The 13,750-nt window shown below is 72.3% G+C and carries 12 protein-coding genes; 2 read left to right on the top strand and 10 right to left on the bottom strand.

Translation table 11 applies throughout. From position 1 onward, the window contains the following. Window positions 1–20: 20 nt before the first annotated feature. The 5 genes from ACH4K1_RS03465 to ACH4K1_RS03445 all read right to left on the bottom strand — a co-directional run bounded on the left by ACH4K1_RS03465 (window position 21) and on the right by ACH4K1_RS03445 (window position 4,149). Window positions 21–419, bottom strand: coding sequence for a TadE/TadG family type IV pilus assembly protein (locus tag ACH4K1_RS03465; RefSeq protein WP_398086084.1), 399 nt, complete (start codon window positions 417–419; stop codon window positions 21–23). Beyond that, the gene (locus ACH4K1_RS03460) at window positions 413–796 is read right to left on the bottom strand and encodes a TadE/TadG family type IV pilus assembly protein (RefSeq protein WP_398086591.1); all 384 of its coding nucleotides are present in this window, start codon (window positions 794–796) and stop codon (window positions 413–415) included. The genes ACH4K1_RS03465 and ACH4K1_RS03460 overlap by 7 nt, the downstream gene beginning before the upstream one ends. Before the next feature lie 180 nt (window positions 797–976). Continuing rightward, on the bottom strand, window positions 977–2,290 hold the full coding sequence (locus tag ACH4K1_RS03455; RefSeq protein WP_398086082.1) for a CpaE family protein: 1,314 nt from the start codon (window positions 2,288–2,290) through the stop codon (window positions 977–979). A gap of 7 nt (window positions 2,291–2,297) precedes the next feature. After that, window positions 2,298–3,005, bottom strand: coding sequence for a Flp pilus assembly protein CpaB (cpaB, locus tag ACH4K1_RS03450; protein WP_073764460.1), 708 nt, complete (start codon window positions 3,003–3,005; stop codon window positions 2,298–2,300). A gap of 277 nt (window positions 3,006–3,282) precedes the next feature. Continuing rightward, a complete protein-coding gene (locus ACH4K1_RS03445; protein ID WP_398086080.1) occupies window positions 3,283–4,149 on the bottom strand; it encodes a hypothetical protein in 867 nt (288 codons plus the stop codon). 795 nt (window positions 4,150–4,944) lie between these two features. Between ACH4K1_RS03445 and ACH4K1_RS03440 the strand changes: the two genes are divergently transcribed. Beyond that, window positions 4,945–6,669 (top strand): chitinase, encoded by a 1,725-nt coding sequence (locus tag ACH4K1_RS03440; protein WP_398086078.1) that lies wholly within the window; start codon window positions 4,945–4,947, stop codon window positions 6,667–6,669. Between the two features lie 132 nt (window positions 6,670–6,801). Here the strand turns inward: ACH4K1_RS03440 and ACH4K1_RS03435 are convergent, their stop codons facing one another. The 5 genes from ACH4K1_RS03435 to ACH4K1_RS03415 all read right to left on the bottom strand — a co-directional run bounded on the left by ACH4K1_RS03435 (window position 6,802) and on the right by ACH4K1_RS03415 (window position 12,240). Beyond that, window positions 6,802–8,103: an Nramp family divalent metal transporter gene (locus tag ACH4K1_RS03435; protein WP_398086076.1), complete on the bottom strand. Its 1,302-nt coding sequence runs from the start codon at window positions 8,101–8,103 to the stop codon at window positions 6,802–6,804. A 125-nt stretch (window positions 8,104–8,228) separates the two neighbouring features. Continuing rightward, window positions 8,229–9,704, bottom strand: coding sequence for a GntP family permease (locus ACH4K1_RS03430; protein WP_398086589.1), 1,476 nt, complete (start codon window positions 9,702–9,704; stop codon window positions 8,229–8,231). 197 nt (window positions 9,705–9,901) lie between these two features. Continuing rightward, on the bottom strand, window positions 9,902–10,312 hold the full coding sequence (locus ACH4K1_RS03425) for a RidA family protein (protein WP_398086073.1): 411 nt from the start codon (window positions 10,310–10,312) through the stop codon (window positions 9,902–9,904). Between the two features lie 6 nt (window positions 10,313–10,318). Next, on the bottom strand, window positions 10,319–11,077 hold the full coding sequence (locus tag ACH4K1_RS03420) for an IclR family transcriptional regulator (RefSeq protein WP_398086070.1): 759 nt from the start codon (window positions 11,075–11,077) through the stop codon (window positions 10,319–10,321). After that, window positions 11,074–12,240, bottom strand: a complete 1,167-nt coding sequence (locus ACH4K1_RS03415) for a sugar kinase (protein ID WP_398086068.1) — start codon at window positions 12,238–12,240, stop codon at window positions 11,074–11,076. Before ACH4K1_RS03415 ends, ACH4K1_RS03420 begins: the two co-directional genes overlap by 4 nt. A gap of 134 nt (window positions 12,241–12,374) precedes the next feature. Here ACH4K1_RS03415 and ACH4K1_RS03410 point away from each other — a divergent pair, with 134 nt between their 5' ends. Next, window positions 12,375–13,715, top strand: coding sequence for an alanine racemase (locus ACH4K1_RS03410; protein ID WP_398086065.1), 1,341 nt, complete (start codon window positions 12,375–12,377; stop codon window positions 13,713–13,715). Window positions 13,716–13,750: the final 35 nt, after the last annotated feature.

Genomic DNA, 13,750 nt, shown 5'->3' with positions numbered 1-13,750 from the left:
GGCGGCCGGCCCGCCGGGTGCTACTCGCGGCGCATCGTCGAACTGCGGGTGGCCTCCCAGTCGTCCAGGCCGGGGACGATGGAGGGGACCACCAGGCGGACCGTCACGGTCACGTCGGCCCCGCCGCCCTCGGTGTAGGCGAAGCCGTTGCTCTTGACCCAGCCGCTGACCGCGCCCCGGGCCGCCGACTCACCGCTCGTACGGGCGTCGTAGCTGGCCGCCGTACGGGCTCCGGCGCGGGCCGCCGTACCCGCCTGGGCGGCGGCGTACGCGGCGATGCCGAGCTGGATGGCCGCCATCGCGACGAGGAGCAGGAGGGGCAGGAAGCCGAGGTACTCCATGGCGACCTGGCCCCGGTCCCCGCCGCGCGCGGGCCCTCGGCGGGAGGCCCTCCCCCGGTACGGACGTGTCGTCACCATGGCTGCCCCTCCATCGGTGATCCGGCCTTGCCCTCGATCTCGGTGTCGAGGTCGAACAGCCCCGGCACCAGCACCGGGACCTTCAGCGTCACGGTGGCCTCGTACAGGCTGCCGCCGGCTCGGCAGCTGACGTCGGCGTTCTCCGCCCAGGCGTCCGGGAGGTCCTTCTTCGCGCCCTGCTGGCACGCGGCCCACGCCCCGGACTCCGCCCCGCTGCCCTTGCGCGCGCCGACGTCGGCCGCGTTGCCCGCGAGGCTGAAGGTGTAGCCGATCAGGGCGCACTCCCAGAGCACGAGCATGATCAGGATGATGAAGGGGGTCATGCCCAGGAACTCGACGGCCGTCTGGCCGCGGTCCCGATCCCGGCCGAGGCCCAGGTCCCGGAGCCGGCCCGGACCCCTCTCGTGGCGCCGGCGCCGGGCAGGGCCCAGGTCCCGGGCAGGGCCCAGGTCCCGGGCAGGGCGCCCGCGCCGGGCCCCGTCCCCGTCCCGGCGGTCACGCGGGGCGGTGGTCCGCCCCCGTATGCCGCTGCGTGCCGTCCTCGTGGTGGTCATCGCTCAACGTGTCCCCTCGGAGTCTCCGAGCCCGCGGCCGGAGCCGTCGCGCCGGCGGCGCGGACGTCCGAGCGAGCCCCGGTCGTTCTTGAAGCCGCCGCTGTTCCGCTTGACCAGGGCGCCGCCGCTCTTCTTCGCCGTCGCGCTCTCCTTGACGATGCCCAGCTCGCCGGCCAGGCCCCAGAGCGCTTGCTTGACCGTGCTCTTGGCGTCCAGTTCGTGCAGCCGCCCGGAGTCGATGGACGCCTGCAGCTCCTTGAAGTTGGCGGGCACCGCCGCCGAGGCGACCCGGGTGCCGGTGATCTTCTGGATCAGCGGCGGCTGGATCTCGGTGTTACGGGTGAAGCGGTTGACCAGGGTCACCGTCTCCTCCGCCTTGCGGATCTGGAGCCGTTCCCACATCCGTACGACGCGTTTCGCGCCGCGCACCGCGACGACGTCGGGGGTGGTGACCAGCAGCGCCACGTCGGCCATCTCGACGGCCGCCGCGTTGGCCCCGTTCATCTGGCCGCCGCAGTCGATGACGACGATCTCGTAGCGGGTGCGGAGCGCGCTGACGATCTGGCGGGCCGAGCGGTCGCTGACCTCCTCGCCGCGTTCCCCCTCGCCGGGTGCGAGGAGCAGGGCGAGGCCGGTGGAGTGGGAGAAGACCGCGTCGGCCAGCACCCGGGGCGAGATGTCGGTGATCAGGGCGAGGTCGACGATGGAGCGCCGGAACTGGACGTCGAGGAACGAGGCGATGTCCCCGGTCTGGAGGTCCATGTCGACCAGCGCCACCGTGTTGCCGGACGCCTGGGCGGCCAGCGCGAGCTGGATGGCGGTGACGGTCGCGCCGACCCCGCCCTTCGCCCCGGTGACCGTGACGACCGTGCCTCCGGGGCCGGTGAAGACCTCGCTCCCGGCGGTGAGGTGGCGGCGCACCCCGGCGGACCACTGGGCGGCCGCCTGGACGCGGTTGGCCAGCTCCTCGTAGCTCAGCGGGAGGGTGACCAGGCCGCGCGCCCCGGAGTCCATGGCGTCGGCGAAGAGGTTCGGGCTGGCGTCCGCGGTGATCAGGACGACCCCCACGGAGGGGAACCGCATCGACACCTCCCGGACCAGCTCCAGGGCCGGCACCGGGCCGATCCGCTCGTGGACCAGCACCACGTCGGGCAGTTCGTCGAGCGCCTCGCCCGCGAGCCGGGCCAGGGCGTCGATGAGCTGGGTGGAGTCGCCCGCCGGGGCGGCGGGTTCGGCGTCGGGCAACTGGTTGAGCAGGGTGGTGACGGAGCGGGCCGCGTCGAGGTCGCCGACGGCGGGGAGGATTCTGGTGGTCATCCCGGCCTCACTTGTCCTTGTCGAGCGTGTAGGTGCGGTCCCCCGGGCGGATGGTGCCGTCGCTCCCCGGGGCGACGAGCGCGAGGCGCACGTGTTCCGCGAACGACTCGGCGTAGGCGACGCGCTGGGTGTCCAGCGTGTTCAGGGCGAAGGTGATCGGCACGGCCTCGGTGGCCCCGGTGCCCCGGTCGTCCGCGCGCGGGTTCAGGGCGGTCAGCTCGCCGACGTCCAGCACCTTGGCGTTGGCGACGATGACCTTGGACTGTGCGGGGTCGCCCTGCTGCTCCCCGGCGAACGTGGCGTAGATGTTGACCGTCGCACCCGGGGTGATCTTGCCGGCCACGCCGGTGGAGGCGTCGATCATGATGGCGATCTCCTGTTCGCCCGCGCGGAGTTCGGGCTTGCGGACCATCATGTCCGACTGCAGCAGCGAGCCGGCGCGCAGTTCGGTGACCGCGATCTTCGACTCGACCTCCCGCAGGTCGGTCACGGCGTTCTCCGAGAGCCACCGTTTCGGCATCTTGATCTTCTCGAACTGGCCGCTGTTCAGGGCGGTGTACGGAGCCACGTTGGTCTTCAGCTGGTACGCCGTCACCTCGGGCCCGACCTTCGAGTTGACGTCGCTGATCACCGAGAGCACGCCGGCGAAGGCCGCGAAGGCGCACAGGACCGACAGGAGCAGGAGTATCACGCCGCGGCGCTGGCGGGAGTTCATGGTCCGGACAACCTCGTTCGAATCGGATGCGTGGGGTGGGCGGCGGACGGAGGGCGGGAGCGGGAAGCGGTCGGTTACGCGCTCGCCCGGGCGGCGGCGCGGGGCCGCGGGAGGAACGGCGGTGCGCGGCCCGGGGAGCGGGAGCGGTGGTGCGGGACGTCAGGAACGGGGGGGACGGGCGGGAGGAGGCGCCGGTCACGGAGGGGGACGGGCGGCCGGTGCGGGAGGAGCGACCGGGCGCGGGGCGGGGGGAGCGGGGGCGGGGGAGCGGTCGGGGCTAGGGGCCCGGCGGTTCGCCGGTCCCCCGGTGAAGGACACCGGCGGGGAGCGCGCGGTTCTCCGGAGCCGCGAGAGGAGCGGAACAGAATGCGCAGCGATCGCCGATGAGTTCCATGGCGCACCAGTGGCATTTCTCCCGGCGCACGGAGGCGACCAGCTGGTAGAGCACCGGGAGGTCCGGGAGGTGGGCGGCGAACTCCACCAGCTTTCCCGTGCCCCACCAGCGCGGCGAGTCGGACGGGATACCGGCGTCGTGAACGGCCTGGACCTTCCAGGCGGGCGCGAGGGTCTCCTGTACCCAGTCCGACTGAAGATTCCCCTTGGCCACCAGAAGATGCGTGGCGAAGTCCGGGCCTTTGAGCGGTTCCGCGGTCGGGCCCACCTTCACCAGCTGCGCCTCGGGCCCGGCGAGCACGGCGAACTGCGATCCGGGAACCCAGGACTTGGCGTGGCTCTTGAGGCTGACCGGAACCCGGTCGAGCCGGGCCACGGAGTTGAGGAGGGCGCCGGCGTAGATGTAGTGCGAGAGCAGCCGGGCGGCGGAGGCGACCACGCCGGGGCTGAAGTCGCAGATGGACAACTGCCGGAGCTGGCGCACCAGTACGGCGATCCCGAGCGGGGGGAGGTCCACCTTGACCAGGGCGATCCGGTCGCTCTCCAGCACCGAGCGGATGGAGTGGAGGCGGCGCTCGTGCTCGGGTCTGAGGCCCGACGGGTAGAGGGCGATCACATGGCCGTGCTGTTCGAGCAGCAGGTGCATGTCGCCGATGGCCGGCTCCAGCGCCTGGGCCTGGGGGGCCTGGAGCAGAGCGGCGGTCGGCGTCTGCTGGTCGGTCGGCGGCAGTACCAGGTCTGCGCTCGTCACTGCTATCGCGGTCGGCACGCTCTCCCCGTTTCGGCTCCGGTCGGCGTGGGGACGCCGACCGCAATCGCTCCTGCTCCGTGCTCCTGACCCAGCACTGTAGCCACGTCTCACCAGGCAGAGAACAGTTATCGGAGACCAGTACGACACCATCCGAACGCCGTTCCTGGAGAGACCGGGGGTTAAACGGGATGAAATCGATTTCCCTCCCCTTCCCTTTCATCGCGGAGCGTCACCCCCGGGCAGGTTCGGATTTCACACACTTACCCGTTCCCGCACGTCAGCCCGGATTCCGCAGCGTGCGGCCGCCTTTCCGCAGGGCCGCTTCCGTGACCGACCGGAGATATTGCGCAAGATCACCCGTGCGGGGGGCGAGGAGCGGTCGCGCGGCCTCCGCCGGCCGGAAGGAATCCGGGACGGCACCCCCGTACGGGGGTGTGGCCGCAGGGGCCGCACGGGGGTGGCCGTACGGGTCGCACGGGGTGGCCGTACGCCCGGTCGCGCGCCTTCCCGAACGGCCTCCCCTGCCAGAGGTCTTGACAACTCGAATGGTCTGGACCAACTTGGTGCGCCAAGCGGTGGCCACCGCTCCCAGGACACCACCCCCTGTTCACGCCCCGGCCCAGCACCCCCCGCTCCCCCGCTTCACGCGTCGCCCCGCAGCACCGCGAACCCCCCGCACCACCTACCTCAGCAGCCCGGCCCCCGCACCACCCGCCGTGCGACCGGTCCCGGCGCCCCCCGGCGCCCCCGCACGCTCCGCCACCACCCCGCCAACTCCCCCACCCGGAGGCACCAGTGGAACGCTCCGCAGCCAGCAGTCGCAGAAGAGGGCGCCGCACCCGGCCCGTGCTCGGGTCCGCCCTGGCCGTCGTCGCCGCCGCGGCGCTGACCGTCACCGGACTCGCCGGCACCGCCCAGGCCGCCGACGTCAACAACGCCAAGAACGCGGGCTTCGAGTCGGGCCTCGCCAACTGGAGCTGCACCGGAGGCACCGGCGCGACCGTCTCCACCCCCGTCCGCAGCGGTACGTCGGCGCTGAAGGCCACCCCGGCCGGCCACGACAACGCCAAGTGCTCGCAGTCGGTCAAGGTGAAGCCCGACTCGACGTACACGCTCAGCTCCTGGGTGCAGGGCGGTTACGCCTACCTCGGGGCGAGCGGCACCGGAACCACCGACGTCTCGACCTGGACGCCGGGCTCCTCCAGCTGGACCAAGCTGTCCACCAGCTTCAGGACCGGCGCCAACACCACCTCGGTGACCGTGTACACCCACGGCTGGTACGGGCAGGCCGCCTACTTCGCCGACGACGTCGAGGTGACCGGGCCCGACGGCGGGGGGAGCGAGGAGCCCGGCCCGGTCGTCCCGGCGCCCCCGGCCGGCCTCACGGCGGGCGCGACCACCACCTCCTCCGTCGCCCTGTCGTGGAACGCGGCCTCCGGCGCCACCGGGTACACCGTGTACCGGGACGGCGTGAAGGCCACCACCTCCACCGGCACCTCGGCGACCGTCACGGGCCTGAGCGCCGACACGGCCTACCAGTTCTCGGTGAGCGCCGTCAACGCGGCCGGGGAGTCGGTCAAGTCGGCGGCGATCAGCGTCCGTACGGCCAAGAACGGCACCGGGCCGGGGACCTCCGTGCCCAAGCACGCGGTGACCGGCTACTGGCAGAACTTCAACAACGGCGCGACCGTCCAGAAGCTGAGCGACGTCCCGGCCGACTACGACATCATCGCGGTCTCCTTCGCGGACGCCACGGCGACGCAGGGCGCGGTCACCTTCAACCTGGACACCGCCGGACTGAACGGCTACACCGAGGCACAGTTCCGCGCGGACGTCAAGGCCAAGCAGGCGGCCGGCAAGAACGTCATCATCTCCATCGGCGGCGAGCTGGGCACGGTCCGGGTCGACAGCGACGCCTCCGCCACCGCGTTCGCCAACTCGGTGTACGCGCTGATGCAGGACTGGGGCTTCAACGGCGTCGACATCGACCTGGAGAACGGCCTCAACTCCACGTACATGACGAAGGCGCTGCGCCAGCTCTCGGCGAAGGCGGGCCCCGGCCTGGTCCTCACGATGGCTCCGCAGACCATCGACATGCAGTCGACGTCGGGCGAGTACTTCAAGACGGCGCTGAACGTCAAGGACATCCTGACGGTCGTCAACATGCAGTACTACAACAGCGGTTCGATGCTCGGCTGCGACGGCAAGGTCTACTCGCAGGGGTCGGTGGACTTCCTCACCGCGCTCGCCTGCATCCAGCTGGAGGGCGGCCTCGACCCGTCCCAGGTCGGCATCGGCGTCCCCGCCTCCACCCGCGGCGCGGGCAGCGGCTACGTCTCCCCGTCGATCGTGAACGCGGCGCTGGACTGCCTGACCAAGGGCGTCAACTGCGGCTCGTTCAAGCCGTCCAGGACCTACCCGTCGCTGCGCGGCGCGATGACCTGGTCGACGAACTGGGACGCGACGGCCGGGTTCGCCTGGTCGAAGGCGGTCGGCCCGCACGTCCGCAGCCTGCCGTAGCCCGGACCCGTCCACCCCGCACCACCCCGGCCCCGCAGCGCCGCCGCTCCCCCGGCGGCGCTGCGTCGTTCCGTCGTCACGTCCGGCACATCCGGCACGTCCGGCACGTCCGGTACGTCCGACGCCGACGGGTCACCAGGGCAGTTCCCGCACCTGCTGGACGCACAGCACGACGAACAGCAGGCCGGAGAGGGCGAGCATCCCGTTGCTGACCCAGCCGTTGCGCCACTCCCCGGGCGTACGGGAGGAGTTGAGCAGCCACAGAAGGGTCAGGGCGAGGAACGGCATGAAGAACGCGCCGAGCACCCCGTACGCGATGACCAGGCCGAAGGGCTCGTCCAGCCAGAGCAGGGTCATGGGCGGGAAGGTCAGCCACAGCAGATAGGCGCGGAAGGGCATCGAACGCTGCTGGCGGTCGGCGACGGCGGGGCCGGCCTTCCGCCCGGCCTCGGCCGCCGGGGCCCGGAACCGTTCCACGAAGTCGGCGAACATCAGGCTCACCCCGTGCCAGACGCCGATCAGCGACGAGAACGACGTGGCGAAGAAGCCCACCAGGAACAGCTTGGCGGTACCCGCGCCGAAACGGTCCTCCAGCACCTCGCCCAGGTCGATCAGCCCCCGGTCGCCGGAGGTGAGGGCGGTCTGCGAGGCGTGCAGCAGCTCGGCGCCGACGATGAGCATCGCCACGACGAAGACCCCGGTGGTGATGTAGGCGACCCGGTTGTCGAGCCGCATCACCTTCATCCAGGAGGAGTCGCTCCACCCCTTGGCGTTGACCCAGTACCCGTAGGCGGCCATGGTGATCGTGCCGCCGACGCCGCCGATCAGACCGAGGGTGTAGAGCAGCGAGCCGTCCGGGAGCACGGGCAGCAGCCCGGCGAACGAGGCCCCGACGTCCGGCACGACGCGGAGGGCCACGTACACGACCACCACGAACATGATGCCGATCAGGACCGTCATGACCTTCTCGAAGACGGCGTACCGGTTGAACCAGACGAAGCCCAGCCCGATCAGGCCGGTCACGATCGCCCAGAACTTCAGCCCCGGCCCGTCGGGGAAGAGCGCCACGATGGGCAGGGCGCTGGAGGACATGGCCGTCGCCCCGTAGAGGAAGCCCCAGACGACGACGTAGACCGCGAAGTACACGGTGGTCCAGGGGCCCAGGCTGCGCCAGCCGTCGAAGAGGGTGCGGCCGGTCGCCAGGTGCCAGCGGCCGGCCGCCTCGGCGAGCGAGATCTTGACGACGCAGCCGATCACCGCCGCCCACATCAGCGTGTAGCCGAACCTGCTGCCCGCGATCAGCGTGGCGACGAGGTCGCCGGCCCCGACCCCGGTCGCCGCGACGACGATGCCGGGGCCGATATACCTCCAACTGGACCGACGAGGTCGGGAGGCCGGCTCCCCTGTCCCTGTGGTTGCGCTTGTCTCCGCCATGCGGATCAAGGAAGCGCAATCGGCGGGGCGGCACAAGGGGGCGGGCGGGAATCGGGCGGGCCGGGGGCTGCCCCGGGTGACCCGAGGTGTCGTGGGTCCGCGCCGGGCCCCCGGCCGCCGGTCGGCTAGATCACCAGGCTGAGCAGCGCCGCCACCACGAAGCCCGCGACCGAGAGCACCGTCTCCAGGACGGTCCAGGACTTCAGGGTGTCGCGTTCGCTGATGCCGAAGTACTTCGACACCATCCAGAAGCCGCCGTCGTTGACGTGCGAGGCGAAGATCGAGCCCGCCGAGATCGCCATGATGATCAACGCGAGGTGGGCCTGGGAGAGGTCCTGGCCCTCGACCAGCGGGACCACGATCCCGGCTGTCGTGACGATCGCGACGGTGGCCGAGCCCTGGGCGACGCGCAGGACGACCGAGATCAGCCAGGCGAGCAGGATGACCGGCAGGCCCACGTCGTTGAAGGTGTCGGCCAGCGCGTCCGCGATGCCGCTGCCCTTGAGGACCGCGCCGAAGACGCCGCCCGCGCCGACCACCAGCAGGATGTTGCCGACCGGCTTGAGGGAGGACGTGGAGACGGACTCCAGGGACGTGCGGGACCAGCCGCGCCGGATGCCCAGCAGGTAGTACGCGAGGAACAGGGCGATCGTCAGGGCGACGAACGGGTTGCCGAAGAACTCGATCACCGAGCGGAGGGTGGAGGGGTCCAGGGCGATGGAGGAGAACGTCGCGGCGAGGATCAGGACCAGCGGGGTGCCGATGATCGCGAGGACCGTGGCGAGCGGGACCGGCTTCTCGTGCGGGACGGCCCCGGCGGCGCGCTGTTCGGCGGCGACGGCGGCCTTGGCCTCCCGGGCGGCCTCCACCATGTCCTGCGGCACCTCGACGAAGATCCGCTTGCCGATCCAGGCGGCGTACGCCCAGGCGGCGAGGACGGAGGGGAGGCCGACGACGACGCCCATCAGGATGACCCAGCCGAGCGAGACGTCGAAGAGTCCGGCGGCGGCCACCGGGCCGGGGTGGGGCGGCAGGAACGCGTGGGTCATCGACAGGCCCGCCAGCAGCGGCATCGCGTAGAGCAGGATCGACTTGCCGGAGCGCTTGGCGGCGGCGTACACGATCGGCGCGAGGACGAAGATGCCGACGTCGAAGAAGACCGGGACGCCGAAGACGAGGCCCGTCATGCCCATGGCGAGGGGGGCGCGCTTCTCACCGAAGGCGTTCAGCAGGCGGGCGCTCAACACCTCTGCCCCGCCGGACACTTCGAGGATCGCGCCGAGCATGGTGCCGAGCCCGATGATGATCGCGACATGGCCGAGGATGCCGCCCATGCCGGACTCGACGACCGAGACGGCGGCGGACTTCTGCACGGTGCCGAAGAGTTCGGTGACCGAGAGCCCGGCGCCGAGGCCGACGGCTATGGAGACCGCGAGCAGGGCGACGAACGGCTGGAGCCTGACCTTGATGATCAGGAAGAGGAGGAGGGCGATGCCGAGGGCGGCGACGGTCAGCAGACCGGCGGTGCCGTCGATCAGGAGGAGCAGACCACCGGTGCGCGGTGGGGCCTCGGCCGGCGTTGGAGGGGCGGCGAGCAGCATGGGGACTCCGGTGGTGCTGGAGGGCAGGGAGGAGCGCGGCACGGCGCCCCCGGGGAGCGGGGCGCCGTGCCGTGCGGCGGGCGGGAGGGGTTACGCGGGTGGGGCAAAGCGATCCGGGGGGCGCGGCGTTCGGAGGGGCGGGAGGTCCGGCGGACGGAACGTCCGGAGGGCCGGGACCTTCGGCGGGCCGGGACGGGTCAGCTCAGCACCGCGAGCGCGTCGATCTCGATGAGCAGGCCCTTGGGGAGGCCGACGTAGACCGTGGTGCGGGCGGCGGGGGCCTCCTTGAGGTCCTGCTCGGCGAAGTAGGCGTTGTAGATCTCGTTCATCTCCGCGAAGTGGTCCACGTCGGTGAGGTAGACGCGCATCATCATCACGTCGTCCCAGCTCGCGCCGCCCTCCTCCAGGATCGCCTTGACGTTGGCGAAGGTCTGGAGGGTCTGCTCGCGCAGGGTGGGGCCGGCCGGCGTCGGGGCCCGGCCCTCCACGGCGGGGAGGAAGCCGACCTGGCCGGCGACCTGGAGGATGTTCCCCTTCTTCACCCCGTGCGAGAACTTCGCGGGCGGCGTGGTGTGGGTGGAGGGGGTGAGGGCGGTCTTCTCGGTCATGGCTGATCAGACTTTCTTGGGTCGGGTGGTTCCGGAGTACTCCCGGCTGATGGTCTCGGCGGTGCGCCGGACCAGCGGGAGCAGGGTGAGGAGTTCCTCGGCCGTGACGACCACATTGGGCGCGGACATCGACATGGCCGCGACGACCCGCCCGTCCGCGCCGCGGATGGGGGCCCCGACGCAGTTGATGGACTCCTCGTGGCCGCCGAGGTCGGTGGCCCAGCCCTGTTCGCGGACGACGGCCAGCTCCTGGAGGAACGCGGCCGCGTTGGGCGTCGAACGGGGCGTGTACAGGGGGTAGTCGAGCTTCTCGGCGATGACGCGCCGTTCGGGCTCGGGGAGGTCGGCCAGCAGCAGCTTGGCGACGGCGGCGACGGTGATCGCCACGGGCTTCCCGATCCGGGAGTACATCCGGACCGGGTAGCGGCTCTCGACCTTGTCGATGTAGAGGACTTCCTGCTCCTCGTACACGGCGAGGTGGACGGTGTGCCCGCACCGGTCGTTGAGCGCGACCAGGTGGGGGTGGGCGATCTCGCGTACGTCGAGGTTCTCGACGGCCTCCTGCGCGAGGGCGAACAGCCGGGCGCCGAGGCGGTAGCGCTGGTCCTCCTGGCGGTAGACGAGCCCGTGCTCGTGGAGCGTACGCAGCAGGCGCAGCGCCGTGGACTTGTGGACGCCGAGCCGCTCGGCGACCTGGCCGAGGTCGGCGGGCCCCTGGGCGAGCAGCGGCAGGATGCTCAGCGCCCGGTCGACGGTCTGACTCATGGTGTGCGTACCTCCTCGGGGGCCCGTCCGGCCGCGGTCCAGCCGGGGGCGAGACGAAGTCTCCCCCAGGCGTCGTCGTCGAGGGCGACGAGGCGGTCGGCGTGGTGGCGGGCGGGCGGTTCGGTGAGGTCGCCGGGGACGGTGAGGACGGCGGCGGCCATGAGGTGCCCGTGCCGGGCCCGGTCCCGTACGGGCAGCCCGCGCAGGGTGGCGGAGAGGAACCCGGCGGCGAACGCGTCGCCCGCTCCGACGGCGGCGACGACGTCGACGCGGAGGGCGGGGACGGGGGTGACGGTGTCAGTCCCCGTGCCGCTTCCCGTGTCTGTGCCGGTGCCGGTGCCGCTTCCCGCGCCCGTGTCCGTGCCGCTTCCCGTGCCGCTCGCGGCCCCGCCGGCCTCCGTGGGGCCGGCGCCGGTCCGCGAGAACACCGTCGCGCCCGCGCTCCCCCGCTTCACCACCACCACCGAGGGCTCCGGGAGCGCCGCCCGGATCGCCTCCGGGCCGACGATCCCCCACGCCTCCTCCGCCTCGTCCTCGCCGACGAACACCAGGTCGGCCCGCCGGGCCAGCTCCAGCAGCACGGACGCGTCCGCGGCGGACCCGCGCCACAGGTGCGGCCGATGGTTCACGTCGAACGACACCAGCGGCCGGCCGCGGCGGGGTGCCGTCGCCTCCCGCAGCAGGGCGAGGCAGTCGGCCGACAGGGCGGCCGTGATCCCGGACAGGTGCAGGACACGGCCCGCGAAGAGGTCCTGGTGGGGAACGGTGTCCGGGGACATCGCGGACGCCGCCGACCCCGCCCGGTAGTAGGCGACCTCGTGCGTGCCGGTCCCCCGGTCCGCGGCGGTACGGAAGTAGATGCCGGTCGGGCGGTCAGGATCGCGGCGGACGGCCGAGGTGTCGACCCCGTAGGCCGCGATCGTCTCGACGAGGTGGTCGCCGAAGCCGTCCGCGCCGACCCGGCCGACCCAGGCCGCCCGGTGCCCGGCGGCGGCGAGCGCGCAGGCCACGTTGGACTCGGCCCCGCCGATCCCGCGCGCGAAGGAGGGCACGTCGGCGAGGCGGCCGGGCTGCGAGGGCAGGAACGTCACCATGGACTCACCGAGGCAGACGACGTCGGTGGTCGCGGCGGCGGCGGCCGTCCCTGCTGCGGGTCCGGACACGGAAGGGCTCCTCGCTGATCGGGGGGCGGGCCGGTGGTCACCATTGACCGGGCATCGGCTCGGATGTTAGACAACCCTGAGCGATATACGCAATGGGTGTTGCATATGTTGCAACGAACTTCGAGGAGCTCCCCTTGGCAGCCGAACGCCCCACCGGTCACACCTCCGCGCCCTCCGCATCCGGCGCCCCCGGCGCCTCCCCGGCGTCCCCGGTCTCCGGCCTGGCCGACGAGCGCGTCGACCACCGCTTCAAGGCGTTGCCGCCGGACGCGGAGGGCCTGACGGTCGGGGCGCTGGCCGCCGAACGCCGCAACCTCTTCACCGGCGGGTTCACCACCCCCGTGCTCGCCCTCTCCGCCGAGGCGGTGGCCCACAACCTCGATCTCCTGGAGACGTACGCCGAGCGCCACGGCCTCGCGTTCGCCCCGCACGGCAAGACGTCCATGTCCCCGCAGCTCTTCGCGGACCAGCTGAAGCGCGGCGCGTGGGGCATCACGGCCGCCGTGCCGCACCAGGCGCGGGTCTACCGGGCGTACGGGATCGGCCGGATCTTCCTCGCCAACGAGCTGGTCGACGCGGTGGCCCTGCGCTGGCTGGCCGGCGAGATGACCGCCGACCCGGCGTTCCGCTTCGTCTGCTACGTCGACTCGGTGCGTGGCGTCGAGCTGATGGAGGAGGCCCTGAGCGCGGCGGGCGCCACCCGCCCGGTCGACGTGGTCGTGGAGTTGGGCGCGGGCGAGGGCGCGCGCACCGGGGCCCGTACGGAGGCCGACTGCGCGGCGGTGGCCGACGCGGTGGCGGCGGCCGGTTCGCTGCGGCTCGTGGGCGTCGCCGGGTACGAGGGCGAGGTGCCGGACGCCGATCCCGAGCGGGTACGGGCGTGGCTGCGGCGGCTCGTCGCCCTGGCGGCCGGCTTCGACGCGGCCGGCCGGTTCGCCGGGGCCGAGGAGATCGTCGTCAGCGCGGGCGGCAGCGCCTGGTTCGACGCGGTCGCGGACGTCTTCGCCGAGCTCCCCGAGCTGAGCCGTCCGGTGCTGAAACTGCTCCGCTCCGGCGCGTACGTCTCGCACGACGACGGGCACTACAAGCACCTCACCCCGTTCAACCGGGTTCCCGACGAGGGTGCGCTGGAGCCCGCCTTCCGCCTCTGGGCGCAGGTCGTCTCGCGCCCCTCCGGCGAGCAGGCGTTCCTGAACGCGGGCAAGCGGGACGCGGCGTACGACCTGGACCTGCCCGAGGCGCAGGTGGTCCGCTCCGCCCGGGACGGCTCGGTGCGGCCCGCCGCCGGGGTCACGGTCACCGGCCTCTCCGACCAGCACACCTGGGTGCGCACGGAGGAGGGGGTGGAGCTGGAGGTGGGCGACTGGGTCGGCATGGGCCTCTCGCACCCCTGTACCAGCTTCGACAAGTGGCAGCTGATCCCGCTGGTCGAGGCGGACGGCACGGTCGCCGACTACATCCGCACGTTCTTCTAGAGCCGCCGGACCGTACCGCTTCCGCTCCCTGAAAG

Source organism: Streptomyces sp. NPDC017448 (genome assembly GCF_044330565.1).
Taxonomy (GTDB): domain Bacteria; phylum Actinomycetota; class Actinomycetes; order Streptomycetales; family Streptomycetaceae; genus Streptomyces.
This window is presented reverse-complemented; position numbering and strand designations above follow the sequence as displayed.